Below are 17085 nucleotides of genomic sequence, written 5' to 3'. Positions count from 1 at the left end.
CGGGGCGGAGGCGTCATGTCGGTCGACAAGGCAACCGTCGCCAAGATCGCGAGCCTCGCGCGCATCCGCATGGACGACGCGGCGCTCGAGCGCATGGTCCCGGAACTCAACGGCATCCTCGACTGGGTCGAGCAGCTCGGCGAGGTCGACGTCACCGGCATCGAGCCCATGGCGGCGGTGATCCCCAACACGCTGCGCCTGCGCGACGACGTGGTCGACGCCGACCCGCTGACCGGCGGCGGAAAGCGCGATGACGTGCTCGCCAACGCACCGGCCGCCGAGCACGGCTTCTTCGGCGTGCCCAAGGTGATCGAGTGATTTTGCGCTTTGCCCGCCTGTCCCCCTCCCGCTCGCGGGAGGGGGCGTTGAGAGTCACGTGCCTCTCAACGCGGGTGGGCACGAACACACATTCCCCCGCGCGTGGACAGGCCCACCCCCGGCCCCTCCCGCAGGCGGGAGGGGAGATAGAATGACCGACCTTACCTCTCTGGGTGTCAAGGACATCCGCGACGGCGTCGCCAAGGGCGATTTCACTGCGCGCGAAGTGGCGGAGAGCTTCAACGCCGCCGTGGCCGAGGCTGCCGCGCTCAATGCCTTCATCGTCACCACCCCCGACCACGCGCTCGCCGCCGCCGACACAGTCGATGCCGCGCGCGCTGCGGGCGAGACGCTGGGCAAGATGGCGGGCGTGCCCATCGGCATGAAGGACCTCTTCGCCACCCACGGCGTCCAGACCACCGCCGCCAGCCACATCCTCGAGGGCTTCACGCCGCGCTACGAGAGCACCGTCTCGCAGAAGCTGTGGGACGCGGGCGCGGGGATGCTGGGGAAGCTCAACCTCGACCAGTTCGCGATGGGTTCGTCGAACGAGACGAGCTATTTCGGCAATGTCACCTCGCCGTGGAAGAAGGCCGGCAGCAACGCCGCGATGAGCCCCGGCGGCTCCTCGGGCGGGTCCTCCGCCGCGGTCGCCGCGCGCATCGCCCCGGCTGCGACAGGGACCGACACCGGCGGCTCGATCCGCCAGCCCGCGGCCTTCACCGGCATCTGCGGGATCAAGCCGACCTACGGGCGCTGCTCGCGCTGGGGCATCGTCGCCTTCGCCTCGAGCCTCGACCAGGCCGGGCCGATGGCGCGCAGCGTCGAGGATTGCGCGATCATGCTCGGCGCGATGGCGGGCTTCGATCCCAAGGACGCGACCAGCCTCGACATGCCCGTGCCCGACTGGGAGGCGGCGCTGAACAGCGACCTGCGCGGCAAGAAGGTCGGCATCCCGCGCGAATACCGGATGGAGGGCACCGATCAGGCGATCCTCGATTCGTGGGAGCAGGGCAAGGCATGGCTCAGGGACGCGGGAGCGGAAATCGTCGACGTCTCGCTGCCGCACACCAAGTATGCGCTGCCCGCCTACTACATCGTCGCCCCCGCCGAGGCGTCCTCGAACCTCGCCCGTTATGACGGGGTGCGTTACGGCCTGCGCGATCTGCCCGATGGCGTCGGCCTGCAAGACATGTACGCCGCGACCCGCGCCGCCGGGTTCGGCGACGAGGTCAAGCGCCGCATCCTGATCGGCACCTACGTGCTCTCGGCGGGTTTCTACGACGCCTATTACACCCAGGCGCAGAAGGTCCGCGCGCTCGTCGCCCGCGACTTCGCCCGCGCCTTCGAAGAGTGCGACGTGATCCTCGCGCCGACCACGCCGACCGCGAGCTTCCCGCTGGGCTCGATGACCGAAGACCCGCTGACGATGTATCTGAACGACGTCTTCGCGGTCCCCGCCAGCCTCGCCGGCCTGCCCGCGATGAGCGTGCCCGCGACGATCAACGCCGACGGCCTGCCGCTCGGTCTCCAGCTGGTTGGCCGCCCGTTTGACGAACAGGGCGTCCTGAACGCCGGCCTCGCGATCCAGCAGCGCGCTGGCTTCACCGCCAAGCCGGAGAAGTGGTGGTGATCGCCGACACGCCGCTGTGGATCGCCGGGATCGGCATCATGCTGGCGGTGCCGCTGACCTTCATGGTCGCCAACTGGGTGCGCAAGAACGTCGATCACGGCGAGCTGCGCTTCGGGCCGGATGGCAAGGTGATCGAAGACGAGGACAAGAAATGAGCAACTACCGCATCCAGGGTGCCACCGGCGAATGGGAGGTCGTGATCGGCCTCGAAGTCCATGCGCAGGTCACCTCCAACGCCAAGCTGTTCTCGGGCGCGGCGACCGCTTTCGGGGCGGAGCCCAATGCGCAGGTCTCCCTCGTCGATGCCGCGATGCCCGGGATGCTGCCCGTCCCCAACCGCGAGTGCATCCGTCAGGCGGTGCGCACCGGCATGGCGATCGAGGCTGAGATCAACGCCTGGAGCCGCTTCGACCGCAAGAACTACTTCTACGCCGACCTGCCGCAGGGCTACCAGATCAGCCAGCTCTATCACCCGATCGTCGGCGAAGGCTCGCTGCTGATCGAGGCGGACGAAAAGGCGGGCATTCCGCAAGACAAGGTCATCGGCATCGAGCGCATCCATGTCGAACAGGATGCGGGCAAGCTGATGCACGATCAGCACCCGACCATGTCCTATGTCGACCTCAACCGCTCGGGCGTGGCGCTGATGGAGATCGTCTCCAAGCCCGACATGCGCTCGCCCGCCGAGGCGGGGGCCTACCTCAGGAAGCTGCGCGCGATCCTGCGCTATGTCGGCTCGTGCGACGGCAACATGGAAGAAGGCTCGATGCGCGCCGACGTCAATGTCAGCGTGAGGAAGCCCGGCGAGCCCTTCGGCACCCGCACGGAAACGAAGAACGTGAACTCGGTGCGCTTCGTCATGCAGGCGATCGAGCACGAGGCGATGCGGCAGGTCGATGTGCTCGAGAGCGGGGGCACGGTGGTGCAGGAGACGCGCCTGTTCGACCCCGGCACCGGCACCACGCGCACCATGCGCAGCAAGGAAGACGCGCACGACTATCGCTACTTCCCCGATCCCGACCTGCTGCCGCTGGTGCTGGAGGAGGATTTCCTCGCCGAATGCCGCGCCTCGCTCCCCGAGCTGCCCGACGCCAAGCGTAAGCGCTATGTCGAGGTGCTGGGCCTCACCCCCTACAACGCCCGCGAGCTGACCGCCGAAGTCGAGACCTTCGCTCGGTTCGAGACGCTGCTGGCCGAGACGGCGAAAGCCACCGGCAAGGATGACGCCGCGGTCGCGACGCAGGTCGCCAACTGGTCGCTTTCGGTCGCGCCGGGGGTGATCAAGGCGCTGGGCGACGAGGGCGATCCGGCCAATGCCACCGCGAGCGCGCAGGCGAGCATCCTCGCGATGGCCGACAAGGCCGAGATCAGCGGCGGGCAGGCCAAGGAAATCTTCGAGATCGTCCTCAGAACGGGGCGCGACCCGAACGAGATCGCCGACACCGAGGGCCTCAAGCAGGTCTCCGATACCGGCGCGATCGAAGCCGCAGTCGACGCGATCATCGCCGCCAATGCCGACAAGGTCGAACAATACCGCGCGGGCAAGGAAGCGCTGTTCGGCTTCTTCGTCGGCCAGACGATGAAGGCGATGCAGGGCAAGGCCAACCCGCAGCTGGTGAACCAGCTCCTGAAGGGCAAGCTGGGGTAGGGGCAGGGCGCTGGAAGGAGGACGAGACATGCAGACAGGCTTGGCAAGATGGATGCAAGCCGGATTGCTGCTTGCCGCTGCCTGCGCTTTCGTTCCGGCTTCCGGTGAGCAGCCGACGGGTGGTGCAGCAATCCGCCCGCTGGCCGATACCAAAGTCGCGCCGGACGGATTTTTCCCGACCTATCTCTGGACGACGGACCGAGGTTGCACTGGCCAAATCGGCAACGGGCCGTTGCTCGATGACTTCACCAACCGGTGGTATTCGTCCCATCTGAAGGCCGCCGGGGAGCAATCGCTGATCAATGCGGCCCGTGCCGCGCCGCAGAATGTCCACCTCCGGTTCACCTGGCTTCGCTCCTTCCACCGCCCGATAGTCGTGCGGATCGACGAGCAGCCGGATGGGACGGCGACGATCGAGGCGAAGATGCTGTCAGGCGCCGGTGGCTATGACCCCGGAAAGATTGCCAAGCGTGTCAGCCGCGACCTGACGCCGTCGGAATGGTCGGCGATCAAGGACCGGCTCGGGCGCGGCGAACTGCAGTCGGAACCGGCGGGCCATTGCGACCTCGGGATGGACGGAGCCCAGTGGATTGTGGAGCTTGTCGAGGACGGGCGCTACGCGTTCTTCGAGCGCTGGTCTCCAGATGGCGGGGCGGTGCGCGATACGGGCCTCGCAATGCTGGCACTCACCGGATTTGAGCTCCAGCCGATCTATTGAACGGCCCCGCATGACCGCCATCGTCCTCGTCCAGCCCGAGATCCCCGGCAATACCGGCGCGGTGGGGCGGACCTGTGTGGCGCTCGACATAGAGCTGATCCTGATCCACCCGCTGGGCTTCACCATCACCGACAAGCGGGTGAAGCGCTCGGGGCTCGACTACTGGCCGCACGTGCACCTTACCGAGTATGCGAGCTGGGACGCCTTCCTTGCGGCCCGCTCTCCGCGCCCGGACCAGCTGTTCCTGTTCGAGGAATTCGGCGCGCGCTCCTTCTATGAACCCGAATACCCCGACGACGCCTTTCTGGTGTTCGGGCAGGAGACCAAGGGCATCCCCAAGGCGATCATCGAGCGCCATGCCGACAGCCTGTTCAAGCTCCCGATGCGCAGCGAGGTGATCCGTTCGCTCAACCTCGCCAACACCGTCTCGGCGGCGGCTTATCAGGCGCTCCGGGGAAAGCTCTAGCGCGCCGCCAAAAACCGGCTTGCGGCGCAAACCGCGCTCTGCCAGCTAAAGCCCATTGTGCAACAGGGGCGCATCAACATGAAAAAGCTGCTTGCCGCAGCCCCCGTGCTGCTGGCGTTGATGCCGGTGGCCGCCGGGGCGCAGGCAATCAAGTCCGAACCCGAGAAGAAGGTCTTCACCGCCGCCGAGATCGAGGCGGTCGAGATGCCCGATCTTGCCTACAAGCCCGATCCGCTGATCGCGGCGGACTTCGACAAGTACTTCTTCTTCCACCGCGAAGGCACGGACTACAGCACCGCCTACGCCGACATCATCGAATGCGATTCCCTCGCGAGCGGGATCAATTTCTACATGGGCGCGGACAACTGGGCGATGCAGAACGCGGTGGCCCAGTACGGCGCAGCGGGAGCGGTCGGCGGGGTGATCGGGAGCGTGCTGGCCGACGCGATCTTCGGCTCCGCCGAGCGCCGCCGCATCAAGCGCATCAACCTGCGCAACTGCATGTTCTACAAGGGCTATGACCGCTACGGACTCGAGAAGGAGCTGTGGCAGAAGTTCCACTTCGAGGAAGGCCTCAGCCGCGAGAACGCCAAGGACCGCGAGGCGGCCCTCAAGAAGCAGGCGCGCGTCGCCTCCGGCCCGAAACCGCAATACGAGGTGCTCGAACCATGATCGCACGGATTGCCGCCCTCGCGGGCGCGCTCGCGCTCGCCGCCACCGCCGCCGCCCTGCCTGCCGCGGCCGCCGAGAAGGAGAAGCCCGACCTCGCCGAGGCCAAGGCGATCGAGCTCAAGAGCATCGTCTCGGGCAAGCAGACAATCGACCCGGCCAAGGCCTACATCTTCATCCGCAGCCCCCTGAACCGCTCGCAGGGGCTGTTCCTCAAGACGCCCAGCGCCGCCGAGATCGCGAATTACGAGAACGAGTGGAAGCGCCAGTTCGCCAAGGCGCAGGAGCGCTATGCGCGCGACCTCAAGACGTGGGAGGCCACTGCCAAGTCCGGCTCGCGCGGCAGGAAGCCCGAGGAGCCGACCGCCGAGAGCTTCGCGATCACCCCGATCGAGATGCGCATGCTGGTCGCCTTCGGCCCGCAATTCGTCTTCGACAAGGTCGACGCGCCGGGCACCGAGAAGAGCTTCAGCTACCTCGTCGAAGTGGAGCCCGGGGAATACACCTTTCTCGGCCCCTTGTTCTACCTGCCCGGCGCGGCGCCGGCGGGAACGTGCTACTGCATGGGTTCGGTGAAGTTCGAGGCGAAGGCCGGGCAGATCACCTCATTGGGCGATTTCCTCAGCCTCGGCTGGGCGGATCGCAAGGCGCTCGAACAGACCACCGTGGTCCGCGAGTTCCTGCCCGACCGGCCGGCCAGGCCCACCGACTGGAGCGTGCCCGAGGCGCTCGCCAAATACACGTTCGCCAGGGCCGAGCTGCGCGCGGCGGGCAAGCGCAACAACTTTTTGAACGCGATGGTCGGGCGCATCCCGCCGGTGCCGGGGGTGCTCGCCTACGAGCGCGACGTGCCGGTGGACCTCGTCGGTCAAGCGGAGGAGGAGGCCGCCGAGGCGATCGAGGCGGCCGTTGCCGAGGCCACCGCCGCGACCGAGCCTGCCGCGTCCCCGGCGCCTACTCCAGCCCCAGCGCCCTGAGGTTCATCGTCGCCGCGTTGTAGCTCGCCTCGGCAAGACGCCCGGCGAGCTGCGCGCGGATCGCGCCGATCTGGGCGTTGGCGGCGGTCTCCTCGCGGGCGTTGACGAGGAAGAACTCGCCCGCGCCGAGCCGGAAGCGGGTCCGCTCGGCCTGCACCATCGCATTGGCCTGCTTGACCTCGGCATCGGCCAGTTCGGCGAGCTTCACCGCCGCGCCGAGGTTGGCGAGGATGTTGCCGACATCGGTGGTGATCTGGTCGGCGATGCGGCGCTGGCGCAGCTCGGTCTCGCGCAGCTCGGCCTCGGCGCGGCTCAGCGCCCCTTGCGCAGTGCGGCGCTGGAGCGGCACCGAGAAGGTGACGCCGACCACCGTGTCGGTGGAATCGAACCCGGGGCCGCCGGGGCCGATTTGCCCGAAATCGCGCGACAGCTCGACGCTCGCGTTCAAGGAGGGCTGGAGGTCGTTCCGCCTCAGTGCGACCTTGTTGGTGGCGCGTTCGAGCGCGAGCCGGAAGGTCTGGAGCTCGGGCCGGCTCCGGATCACCTCGCCCACCGGCGTCGCAGCGAGCGCCTCGGCGGAAGGGACCGCCTTCATCCGCTTGAGGTCGGGCAGCATGTCGCGGGTCGGCACGATCATCTGCCCGTCGCTCCCGCGCAGGTAGAAGCCGAGCGAGTTGGAGGCGGTCGCGAAGTCGCGCCGTGCCTGTTCGAGCAGGGTGCGCCGTCGCAGCAGGTTCTGCTCGTTCTCGGTGAGCGCGATACGCGCGCGCGCGCCCTCGCCGATCTCGCGGGCGAGGCCGACCTGGCGCGCCTCGGCGATCTCGAGCAATTCCTCGAAGACGTGGATCTCCTCGCCCGCCGCGACCCAGCGCCAATAGGCGCGCAGCGCCTCGTGCTGGGTGTTGAGGCGCACCAGCATGACATCGAGCTGCGCCTGGCTGGCGGCGAGGCGCGTGTCCTCGATCGCGAAGCGGCGGCTGTCGATGTCGCGGTTCCTGAGCAGCGAGAACAGCGCGCCGACCTTCACCTCGCCGAGGTTGTTGGTGTAATTGTAGTTCTCGTAGATTGGGAAGTCGCCGTTCGAGACGCGGTAGGAGCCGAACACCTCGGCGCCGTAGGGCCGCAAGGGTTGGCGCGCCTCGACCTTGCCGTAGCCGCCCGAATAGTAGCCGGTGAGGCGGTCGTAATATTCGCCCTTGAGCATCAGGTCGAAGGCGCCGTCGGCGGCGAGCTGGTCGGAGCGGGCGGCGGCCTCGCGCTCGAAGGCCTCGAGGATCGCGGGGAAGGTCAGCGCCGAGGAGCGCAGCACCTCCTCGGGGGTCAGCGGCCCGGTCCTGAGCGCGACATCGAGCGGCTCGGCATTGGGCACGATGTCCTGCGCGGCGGCAGGCGCGGGCGCGGCGGCGAGCGCGAGCGCGAGCGCAAGCGCCGCTCCCGCGATCCACGCGCCAGGCCGGCGGACCGGAATCACTTCTTGGTCGCCCCGCCGTTGGTGGTGGCCGCCGGCAGTTCGGGCGGGAAGTTGTTGAGCTGGCGCCAGATCTCGTAGCCGACCGGGACCGTCTCGAGCAGGATAAAGGCCTGCACCGCCGCGCCGAAGCGCACGTAGCGCTCCTCGGGCCAGCCATAGCCCTCGTATTTCTCCTCGGCGATCAGCACGCGGAAGCGGCCGTCGATCTGCGCCGAGCGGTCGACCGCGATCACCCGGCCGCCGAAAGTCCCGACCGCGACCGAGGGCCAGCCGGAGAACTGCACCGCGGGCCAGCCCTCGAACTGGATGCGCGCCGGATCCCCCGGGCGCACGAGCGCGACGTCGCGGCCGTCGATGAAGATCTCGATCACCCGCTGGGCCCCGTCGGGCACGAAGGTCGCGAGCACGTCGCCGGCCTTGATGAAGGTCGCCGCGTCCCCCGCGTTTAGGCTCTGGATGAAGCCGTCGCGCGGGGCGCGCACGATCTGCACCGACTGGCGCGAGATGTTGACGTCGGCGCGGTTGAGGTCGGCCTCGGCGGCGGCGACCTTGCCGCGCAGGTCCTCGACCTTGATCTGCGCAAGCTCGTAGTCGCGCCGCGCGGCGAGCCCCGCCTCGAACAGCTCGCGCGAACGGCGCACGTCGATCTGCGCGGTGGCGAGCGCCGCCTCGGCCGCGCGCAGCTGGAGCTCGATCTGGGTGCGCTCGGCCTGGAGGCGCTGGATGAGGTTGGGGTCGATGTCGGCGATCCGGACGATCGGGTCGCCCTTCTTCACCGAGCTCCCGTCGCGCACGTACCACTCTTCGATGCGGCCCGGCACCAGCGCGTTGATGTCCTGCTTGCGCTCGTTGGGGCTCAATGTCGTCACCACCCCGCGGCCCGAGGTGGTCTGCACCCAGGGCACGTAGACGAGAAAAGCGACTGCGATGACCAGCGCGGCGAGGATCAGGAAGAACACCACCCGCATGACCCGCGGCACGCGGATCGAGGCGAGGGTGGTGAAATGCGCCATGTCTTCCTTGAGCGTGGCCATCTCACATGGCTCCCTTGCTGGCGGTCGGCAGGTCCAGCGCGGCGCTGAACTCCTCGAAGGTGTCGAAGAAGCGTTGGCGGCCGGCCTCGAGGTAGAGGAAGCGGTCGAAGCCCAGATCGATCCGGCGATTGGAAAAGTAGATCACGGTCGAATAGGCCTGCGCGCGCAGCTCGGCGACCGCCGCGGCGATCGGCTCGGGATCGAGCAGGTCGAAGAGCCGGCTGAGCACGAGGATGCGCGGCCGCTCGAGCAGCGCATTGGCGAGCTTCAATTGCTGGAGCTCGACCGCCGAGAGCGGGTAGCCGGTCGTCGCGAGCGGGGTATCGAGGCCCTTGGGCAGCGTCGCGACAGTCTCGGCAAGACCCACCGTCTCGAGCGCGGAAACCATGCGCTGGGGCGCCGTTTCCGGGCAGGACAGGGCGAGGTATTCGCGGATCGTCATCTCGACGATCGTCGGCCGGTCGAGGACGTGGACATTCTTGCGCAAGTGGTGCGCCTCGATCGCCTTGATGTCGATCCCGCCCAAAGTCGCGATCCCGCCCTGCGGCAGATCGTGGAGCTTGAGGATGTTGGTGAACAGCCGCTGCACCCCATGCTGGCTGGCGGCGGCCATGATGATTGCGCCCGAGGGAATCTCGAGATCGAAGTTCACCGCCTCATGGCGCGCCTTGCCCCCCACGCCGCACATGACGATGGTGTGATCCGGCCCGTCGAAGGGATCGGCGCCCTTGGGCTGTTCCTGTTCGACATCGTAGAACTGCGCGATCTCCTCGACCGCGGCGAAAAGATCGTAGAAATAGCCCAGATAGGTGCCGAGCTGCGAAACCCCGACGAAGGCGGCGGAAAGCACCAGCTCGGCCGCGACCAGCTGGCCGAGGGTGAGCTCGTTCTGGATCACCAGCCAGCCGCCGAGGCCCAGCAGCGCTGCGCTGGCGGCGGCATAGATCACCAGGAAGGTGAGGGTCTGGCTGAACAGGTGGCGGAAATGCCGCTTGCGCTCGGTGATGTAGACCCGCGTGTGATCGTCGGTCTTGTCGAGCGCGTAGTCGATGCGGCGCTGCGACTTGAAGAAGCCGTTGGAGTGGCCGATCGTGTCGAGCCAGGCGGCCGTCGCGTGCTTGGCGTGGCTCACGTCCACCCCGGTGCGCAGTGCCCGCGCGCCCCAAACCAGCCACACGAACCAGATGATCGCGATCATCACCAGCGTGAAGCCGAGGAAGTAGGGGTGGTAGAGGCTCACCAGCACGAAGCCGACCGCGATCTGCAAGAGCACGGTGAAGCCGCCGATCATCAGGTTGGGCACCAGCGACTGAACGTAGATCACGTCGAAGTAGCGGTTGAAGAGCGAGCCCTTCTTTGCATCGGAGAAGAACGGGTTCTGCGCGTAGACGGAGATCAGCGAAACCTCCGCCACCATGCGCGCATAGAAGCGCCGGGCGAAGATCTCCATCAGGTGGATGCGCAAGGCGTAGAGCAGGCTCGAGATCAGCAGCAGGCCGAACAGCGTGAGGCTAAGCACCACCAGCGGCGCGGTCAGCGCGGTGTTGGCGATGGTGTTGATGAGCATCTGCACCGAGATCGGCGTCGCGAGGCTGAGCAGGCTGATGCCGATCCCGTAGACCGCGGCGAGCCAGTAGAAATTGGCCTCGGGCTTCAGGATGTCGAAGAAAATCCTGAAGAACTTCACGAGGCTGATCTGCGAGCCGTAGCTTTGGCCTTCCCCTGCCATGTCAGCCTTCCGTTGCGAAACCGGTGTGTGGGTGCCGCGCCGCCGCGCCGGAGGGCGAGCGGTCGCGGCGAATTGCTTTGATGGCAAGCGGCGGCTGCCGCAAGTCGTCAATCCCCGAGCTTGCACAGGGTTCCGGGGCCGCAAAAGGCCTGCAAATTCCTGAAGATACGAGCATGAGAGAGGTGCGCGCCAAGTTATGTTGTATCAAGACCCCGTTACCGCGCAAAGCTTGCCCTGCGATGAACCAGAGGCGATGAAGCGGGAGCGATGACGGGTTCGAAGGCACAGGACGGGGAGGCGGGGCTGTTGCTGGTCGGCGGCGGGCATGCCCATGTCGCGGTGCTCGCCGATCTCGTCCGCCGCGGGGTGCCCGCGGGAGCGCGCGCGGTGCTGCTCACCCCGGAGCCCGTCTTGCGCTACTCGGGCATGGTCCCGGGCTGGCTCGCCGGGCAGCATGGGAAGGACGAGGGGCTGGTCGACCTCGCCGCGCTGGCGGCGCGCGCGGGGGTGGCGCTGGTCCTCGATCGTTGCGTCGCGCTCGATCCCGAGGCCCGCGTCGTGCGGCTGGCGGGGGGCGGCGCGCTGCGCTTCGCCGTCGCCTCCTTCGACACCGGCGGCGAGGGGCGGGCGGCGGCGCTCCTCGGCGAGGACCCGCGCCTCGTCGATGTGCGGCCGATCGGGGCGTTCGTCGAGCGCCTCGCCGCCCTGCGGGCGTCTCGGCGCGGGTTGCAGCGCATGGTGGTCGCGGGCGGGGGCGCGGGCGGCGTCGAACTGGCCTTCGCCCTGCGCAACCTCGCCGGAGCGCCGACGCTGCCAGAGGTGACGCTCGCGACGGGGCGCGGCGGCCTCCTCCCCGGCTTCGCGCCCGCGGTGCGGCGGCTTGTCGCGCGGGCGCTCGCCCGGCAGGGGATCGCGGTGCTCGAGGAGGATGTGCGGTTCGAGGGCGGGGCGCTGGTGGCGGGCTCCCGCTCGCTCGAACCCGCCGACCTCGTCGTCGCCGCGCTCGGCAGCGCCGCGCCGGGCTGGGTGCGCGCCTCGGGGGTGGCCACCGACGCCGAGGGCTTCCTGCTGGTCGACGCGCACCACCGCTCGCTCTCGCACCCGCGCATTTTCGCCGCCGGGGACGTCGCCGCCCGCGCCGACCGACCGCTCGCGCACTCGGGCGTCCACGCGGTCTTCGCCGGGCCGGTGCTCGCCGCCAATCTGCGCGCAGTCATGGAAGGCAGCCTTCCACGCGCGGCCTATAGCCCGCGCCGCCACAGCCTCTATCTCCTCAACACCGGCGACGGCGCGGCGATCGCCAGCTACGGGCCGCTCGCGGCGCAAGGGCGCTGGGTGCTTGCCCTCAAGCACCGGATCGACAAAGGCTGGATCGCGAAATACGCGAGGCTGGCGGGCGAACAGAGGGATCACGTGTGAAGAAACTTGCCATTCTCGCCGCGCTCGCCGCCGTGGTCGCGGGTTATTTCGTCTTCGACCTCGGGCAATACCTGACGCTCGCCGGGATCAAGGCGGGGGTGGCGCAGTGGGAGGCCTTCTACGCCGCCAACCCCGTCGCGGTGCTCGCGGGGTTCTTCGCGGTCTATGTCGCGGTCACCGCCGCCTCCTTGCCGGGGGCGGCGCTGATGACGCTGGCGGCGGGCGCGCTGTTCGGGGTGGTGACGGGAACGGTGCTGGTCTCCTTCGCCTCGACCGCCGGGGCGAGCCTCGCCTTCCTCTCCTCGCGCTACGTGCTGCGGGACTCGATCGAGGCGCGCTTCGGCGAGCGGCTGAAGGCGATCAACGCGGGCGTCGAGCGCGACGGGGCCTTCTACCTCTTCACCCTCAGGATGATCCCGGCCTTCCCGTTCTTCGTGGTCAACCTCGTCATGGGCCTCACCCGCATCAGGGTCACGACCTATGTCTGGGTGAGCCAGCTGGGGATGCTGCTCGGCACGATCGTCTACGTCAACGCGGGCACGCAGCTGGCGCGGATCGAGAGCCTTTCCGGCATCGCTTCGCCCGAGGTGCTGGGGAGCTTCGTGCTGCTCGGCCTCGCGCCGTGGCTGGCGAAGCTGGCGGTCGGAGCCTTGCAGCGGCGCAAGGTCTATGCCGGCTTCACGCGCCCGAAGAAGTTCGATCGCAACCTGGTGGTGATCGGCGCAGGGTCGGCGGGGCTGGTCAGCGCCTATATCGCCGCGACGGTGAAGGCGAAGGTCACGCTCATCGAGGCGAAGGAGATGGGCGGCGACTGCCTCAACACCGGCTGCGTGCCCTCGAAGGCGCTGATCAAGAGCGCCAAGGTGGCGAGCACGATGCGCCACGCCGACCGCTACGGCCTCGCCCCCGCCGAGCCGCAGGTGCCCTTCCGGCAGGTCATCGCCCGCGTGCGCGAGGCGGTGAAAGCGATCGAGCCGCATGACTCGGTCGAGCGCTACGAGGGCCTCGGGGTCGATGTCGTGAAGGGCTATGCGAAGGTGATCGATCCCTGGACGGTCGAGATTGCCCGCAACGCTGGTGGCACCCAGCGGCTCACCACCCGCAGCATCGTCATCGCTACGGGCGCCGAGCCGGTGGTCCCGCCGATCCCGGGGATCGAGGCAAGCGGCTATCTCACCAGCGAGACGATGTGGGAGGCCTTCGCGCAGATGGACGCCGCGCCCGCGCGGGTGGCGGTGCTCGGCGGCGGGCCGATCGGGTGCGAGCTGGCTCAGGCGCTGGCGCGGCTCGGCTCGCAGGTGACGCAGGTCGAGATGGCCGACGCGCTGCTCGCCCGCGAGGACGCCGACGTCTCGGCGCTGGCGAGGGCGGTGCTCGCAGCCGACGGGGTGCGCGTCCTCACCGGCCACACGGCCGCGCGGATCGAGGACCGGGTGCTGGTCGCCACCCACGCGGGCGACGAGGTGCGTATCCCCTTCGACACGCTGATCGTCGCGGTCGGCAGGAAGGCCCGCCTCACCGGCTTCGGGCTCGAGGACCTCGGGGTCGAGACCGACAAGACGGTGGTCACCGACGCCTTTCTCGCGACGAAGTTCCCCAACATCTTCGCCGCCGGCGACGTCGCGGGGCCCTACCAGTTCACTCACACCGCCAGCCACCAGGCGTGGTACGCGAGCGTGAACGCGCTGTTCGGCCAATTTCGCAAGTTCAAGGCCGACTACCGGGTGATCCCCGCGGTCACCTTCCTCGACCCCGAGTTCGCCCGCGTCGGCCTCACCGAGCGCGAGGCGGCCGAGCAGGGGATCGCGGTGGAGGTCACCCGCTACGAGCTCGATGACCTCGACCGCGCCATCGCCGAGAGCGAGACCAAGGGCTTCGTCAAGGTGCTCACCCCCGCCGGTGGGAAAGACACCATCCTCGGGGCGACCATCATCGGTGCCCACGCGGGCGAGCTCATCGCCGAATACGTGCTGGCGATGAAGCACGGGATCGGGCTGAACAAGATCCTCGGCACGATCCACGCCTACCCGACCCTCGCCGAGGCCAACAAGTTCGCCGCGGGCAACTGGAAGAAGGCCCACAAGCCCGAGGGCCTGCTGAAGTGGGTCGAGCGCTACCACGCCTGGAGGCGCGGATGAGCGGGGCGGAACTCTTCGACCAGACCCGCGGCATCCTCGGCATCGCGGTGCTGATGGGGATCGCCTGGGCCCTCTCGGAGAACCGCCGCGGGCATCCGGGGTGGCGCTGGATGGCGGGCGCGCTGGCGATGCAGGGGCTCCTCGCGGTACTGATCGTGCGCGTGCCGATCGTCTGGGAGGCGGTCGGCCTCGCCAACAGCGCGGTCAGCGCGGTCGAGCAGGCGACGCTCAAGGGCTCGTCCTACATGTTCGGCTATCTCGGCGGGGCGGAACTGCCCTTCGCATTGAAGCCGGGCGCCGAGGCGCCGCTTATCATCGCCTTCCGGATCCTCCCGCTGGTGATCGTCTTCTCCGCGCTCTCGGCGCTGCTGTGGCACTGGGGGGTGCTGCGCTGGATCGTCAATGGCCTCGCCTTCCTGCTGCGCCGCTCGCTCGGGGTGTCGGGCGTGGTCGGGCTCGCCGGCGGGGCGGCGCTGTTCCTCGGAGTGGTCGAGACCCCGCTCGTCACCCGCGGCTATTTCGCCCGGGTGAGCCGCTCCGAGCTGTTCCAGCTGATGGTGCTCGCGATGGCGACGATCAGCGGCGCGCTGCTGGTGCTCTACGCGACGACGCTGCGGCTGGTGGTGGCGGACGCGGTCGGCCATCTCATCGCCGCCTCGCTGATCTCGATCCCCGCCGCGCTTCTCGCCGCGCGGCTGATGGTGCCGCCGGGTGCGGACGACACCGCCACCGAGGCCGAGGACGAGGACGAGGACGGCGCGCCCGCGCTCGCCTACGAGGGGAGCATCGATGCGATCGTGCGCGGGACGATGGACGGGATGCAGCTGTTCCTCGCGGTGATCGCGGTCATCATCACCGTCTTCGCGCTGGTCGCGCTGGTCGACGGGATGCTGGCCGCGCTCCCCCTCGTCGAGGGCGCGCCGATCAGCCTCAAGCGGCTGCTCGGCTGGGCGCTGGCGCCGGCGATGTGGAGCATCGGCGTGCCCTGGGGCGAGGCGCAGGCGGCGGGCGCGCTGATGGGGACCAAGGCGGTGCTCAACGAATATGTCGCCTATCTCGAACTCGCCGCGCTCCCGGCGGGGACGCTCGGGCCGCGCAGCCTGCTGATCGTCACCTATGCGCTGTGCGGCGTCGCGAACCTTGCCAGCGTCGGCCTTCTGGTCTCGACCATCGGCACGCTCTGCCCCGAGCGCCGCGCCGAGGCCGCGGGGCTGGGGATGAAGAGCTGGGTCGCGGGGAATATCGCGAGCGCGATGACCGGGGCGTGGATCGGGCTGGTGACACTTGCTTGACGCCCGCCTGCGCCCCCTCATCGACCCGCCGCTCAACGCTGCCGGGCGGGCGCTCGCGAGGGCGGGGGTCACCGCCAACACGCTGACCTTCGCAGGCCTCGCGCTCGGCCTCGCGGGTGCCGCCGCGATCGCCTTCGACCACCTCGGCGCGGGCCTCGCGCTGATCCTTGCCAACCGGCTCCTCGACGGGCTCGACGGCGCTGTGGCGCGGGTGCGGGGCCCCTCGGACCTCGGCGGCTATTTCGACATCGTCGCGGACTTTGCCTTCTATGTGAGCGTGCCCCTCGCCTTCGGCTTCGGGGACGAGGGGCGCACGCTTCCCGCGCTGGTGCTGGTGGCGAGCTTCGTGCTGACCGGCGTCAGCTTCCTCGCCTTCGCGGTGATCGCCGCCAAGCGCGGTGCGACCACCGAGGCGCATGGGCGCAAGAGCTTCTTCTACTCGACCGGCCTCGCCGAGGGGGCCGAGACCATCGCGGTGTTCATCGCCATGTGCCTCGCGCCCGGATGGTTCGGCGCCATCGCCTATGCCTATGCGGCGCTCTGCGTGCTCACCGTGTTCCAGAGGAGCGCGCTGGCGGCCCTGACCTTCCGCGACTAGCGGCTCGCCGCCCCGAGCTGCGCCTGGACCTTTTCGCGCAGCGCAAGGATGCGCGCGGTGTTCGCGCCGAGGTCGCTCACCCCCACCCGGCTCACCGAGCGGAAGTCGATCTGCGCATCGCCGACGCGGGCGACGATATCGTCCTTGAAGCCGAACCAGAAGGTCTCCGCAACGCCCTCGACGATGCCGGTCGCAGGGTCGGAGCGGATCTCGGTGAGGCCCATCTGCCCCATCGCCGCCGCCACCGCCGCGACCCCTTCCGCCTTGCTCGCGCCGCCCAGCGGCAGCGGGGCGGGGCGGTCGGGGCGGTCGGTGATGATCTGCGCATGGCTCTTGACCGCGAGCTCGGGCGAGAGGCCCTTGTCCTTGAAGAAGGCAAGCTGACCGAGCGGGGTCTGGTAGTCGGACAGCGGATTCGCGCCCGCCGCCTCGCGCGCCGCCATCGTGCTGGCGGAGAAAGCGGGCGGGTTGGCGGTGTCGGTCGATATGTCGTGGATCGGGTTGGCCTGCCCCTTGCCGAGCGCGCCCACAAACACGAGCAGCGCCGACGCGGGCACCAGCAGGCCGAGGATCGCAAGCGCGACCAGCCCCTTGCGGCGGGGCTTGGCCCGCAGCGCCATCACCAGCGAGACCAGCGCCGCGAGCGCCACCAGCCCGAGCAGGACCACCCCCCCGCCGAGCGTCATCGCCACCAGCCCGAACTTCCATCCCCACAGCCCGATCTTGGTGCCGAATGAAGCGATCGCGAAGTAGATCGGCAGCAGGACCAGCAGGACGAGGAGGATCTTGGCGTGGCGCGGCAGGGTGTTCATCATGCCCGCGAGCATAACGCGCCCGTTTGCCTTGGCAATCTTTGCGAGGCGCGCGGAAACCCTTTCGCAGGCGAGGCGTTACGGCTTCACGGCACCCGGGGGGAGGGGGTTTACCATGCGTGAAGTCCCGCTTTTCATGCCCGAGAATCTGCGGTAAAGCCCG

At 68.8% G+C, this 17085-nt stretch carries 16 protein-coding genes; 12 read left to right on the top strand and 4 right to left on the bottom strand.

Annotated features, from left to right (window positions below; all coding sequences use genetic code 11):
* Positions 1–15 precede the first annotated feature (15 nt).
* The 8 genes from gatC to ACLBKU_RS11705 all read left to right on the top strand — a co-directional run bounded on the left by gatC (position 16) and on the right by ACLBKU_RS11705 (position 6429).
* Entirely contained in the window at positions 16–318 is a 303-nt protein-coding gene (gene gatC / locus ACLBKU_RS11740) for an Asp-tRNA(Asn)/Glu-tRNA(Gln) amidotransferase subunit GatC (RefSeq protein WP_410179745.1), read from the top strand.
* A gap of 151 nt (positions 319–469) precedes the next feature.
* On the top strand, positions 470–1951 hold the full coding sequence (gene gatA, locus ACLBKU_RS11735; RefSeq protein ID WP_410179744.1) for an Asp-tRNA(Asn)/Glu-tRNA(Gln) amidotransferase subunit GatA: 1482 nt from the start codon (positions 470–472) through the stop codon (positions 1949–1951).
* Positions 1945–2106, top strand: a complete 162-nt coding sequence (locus ACLBKU_RS11730; protein ID WP_410179743.1) for a glutamyl-tRNA amidotransferase — start codon at positions 1945–1947, stop codon at positions 2104–2106. The genes gatA and ACLBKU_RS11730 overlap by 7 nt, the downstream gene beginning before the upstream one ends.
* Positions 2103–3599 (top strand): Asp-tRNA(Asn)/Glu-tRNA(Gln) amidotransferase subunit GatB, encoded by a 1497-nt coding sequence (gene gatB, locus ACLBKU_RS11725; RefSeq protein WP_410179742.1) that lies wholly within the window; start codon positions 2103–2105, stop codon positions 3597–3599. Before ACLBKU_RS11730 ends, gatB begins: the two co-directional genes overlap by 4 nt.
* Before the next feature lie 28 nt (positions 3600–3627).
* On the top strand, positions 3628–4317 hold the full coding sequence (locus ACLBKU_RS11720; RefSeq protein ID WP_410179741.1) for a hypothetical protein: 690 nt from the start codon (positions 3628–3630) through the stop codon (positions 4315–4317).
* Between the two features lie 10 nt (positions 4318–4327).
* Positions 4328–4783: a tRNA (cytidine(34)-2'-O)-methyltransferase gene (locus tag ACLBKU_RS11715; RefSeq protein ID WP_410179740.1), complete on the top strand. Its 456-nt coding sequence runs from the start codon at positions 4328–4330 to the stop codon at positions 4781–4783.
* 78 nt (positions 4784–4861) lie between these two features.
* Entirely contained in the window at positions 4862–5455 is a 594-nt protein-coding gene (locus tag ACLBKU_RS11710) for a hypothetical protein (protein WP_410179739.1), read from the top strand.
* Positions 5452–6429, top strand: coding sequence for a hypothetical protein (locus ACLBKU_RS11705; RefSeq protein ID WP_410179738.1), 978 nt, complete (start codon positions 5452–5454; stop codon positions 6427–6429). Before ACLBKU_RS11710 ends, ACLBKU_RS11705 begins: the two co-directional genes overlap by 4 nt.
* On the opposite strand, the gene ACLBKU_RS11700 is transcribed toward ACLBKU_RS11705, so the two are convergent.
* From ACLBKU_RS11700 to ACLBKU_RS11690, 3 genes are read right to left on the bottom strand one after another with little or no spacing between them, the layout of a single operon-like run.
* Complete coding sequence (locus tag ACLBKU_RS11700; RefSeq protein ID WP_410179737.1) at positions 6407–7900, bottom strand: TolC family protein; 1494 nt, start codon at positions 7898–7900, stop codon at positions 6407–6409. The genes ACLBKU_RS11705 and ACLBKU_RS11700 overlap by 23 nt on opposite strands.
* Complete coding sequence (locus tag ACLBKU_RS11695) at positions 7897–8934, bottom strand: HlyD family secretion protein (RefSeq protein ID WP_410179736.1); 1038 nt, start codon at positions 8932–8934, stop codon at positions 7897–7899. Before ACLBKU_RS11695 ends, ACLBKU_RS11700 begins: the two co-directional genes overlap by 4 nt.
* Position 8935: 1 nt before the next feature.
* Positions 8936–10663: an ABC transporter transmembrane domain-containing protein gene (locus ACLBKU_RS11690; protein WP_410179735.1), complete on the bottom strand. Its 1728-nt coding sequence runs from the start codon at positions 10661–10663 to the stop codon at positions 8936–8938.
* A gap of 267 nt (positions 10664–10930) precedes the next feature.
* On the opposite strand from ACLBKU_RS11690, the gene ACLBKU_RS11685 reads away from it, so the two are divergent.
* The 4 genes from ACLBKU_RS11685 to ACLBKU_RS11670 are packed head-to-tail and all read left to right on the top strand — an operon-like array spanning position 10931 to position 16110.
* Positions 10931–12082 carry an FAD-dependent oxidoreductase gene (locus ACLBKU_RS11685; RefSeq protein ID WP_410179734.1) on the top strand — a complete coding sequence of 384 codons (1152 nt, stop codon included), beginning with the start codon at positions 10931–10933 and terminating at the stop codon, positions 12080–12082.
* Entirely contained in the window at positions 12079–14220 is a 2142-nt protein-coding gene (locus tag ACLBKU_RS11680) for an FAD-dependent oxidoreductase (protein ID WP_410179733.1), read from the top strand. The genes ACLBKU_RS11685 and ACLBKU_RS11680 overlap by 4 nt, the downstream gene beginning before the upstream one ends.
* Entirely contained in the window at positions 14217–15512 is a 1296-nt protein-coding gene (locus ACLBKU_RS11675; RefSeq protein ID WP_410179732.1) for a NupC/NupG family nucleoside CNT transporter, read from the top strand. The genes ACLBKU_RS11680 and ACLBKU_RS11675 overlap by 4 nt, the downstream gene beginning before the upstream one ends.
* A complete protein-coding gene (locus ACLBKU_RS11670) occupies positions 15505–16110 on the top strand; it encodes a CDP-alcohol phosphatidyltransferase family protein (RefSeq protein ID WP_410179731.1) in 606 nt (201 codons plus the stop codon). Before ACLBKU_RS11675 ends, ACLBKU_RS11670 begins: the two co-directional genes overlap by 8 nt.
* Here ACLBKU_RS11670 and ACLBKU_RS11665 read toward each other — a convergent pair.
* The gene (locus ACLBKU_RS11665) at positions 16107–16925 is read right to left on the bottom strand and encodes a DUF1499 domain-containing protein (RefSeq protein ID WP_410179730.1); all 819 of its coding nucleotides are present in this window, start codon (positions 16923–16925) and stop codon (positions 16107–16109) included. The two genes, ACLBKU_RS11670 and ACLBKU_RS11665, sit on opposite strands and share 4 nt — an antisense overlap.
* Positions 16926–17085: the final 160 nt, after the last annotated feature.

Source organism: Erythrobacter sp. NE805 (assembly GCF_046452355.1).
Taxonomy (GTDB): domain Bacteria; phylum Pseudomonadota; class Alphaproteobacteria; order Sphingomonadales; family Sphingomonadaceae; genus Erythrobacter.
Note: the sequence above shows the minus strand (reverse complement) of the source record. Positions and strands in the feature narration are given on the sequence as shown.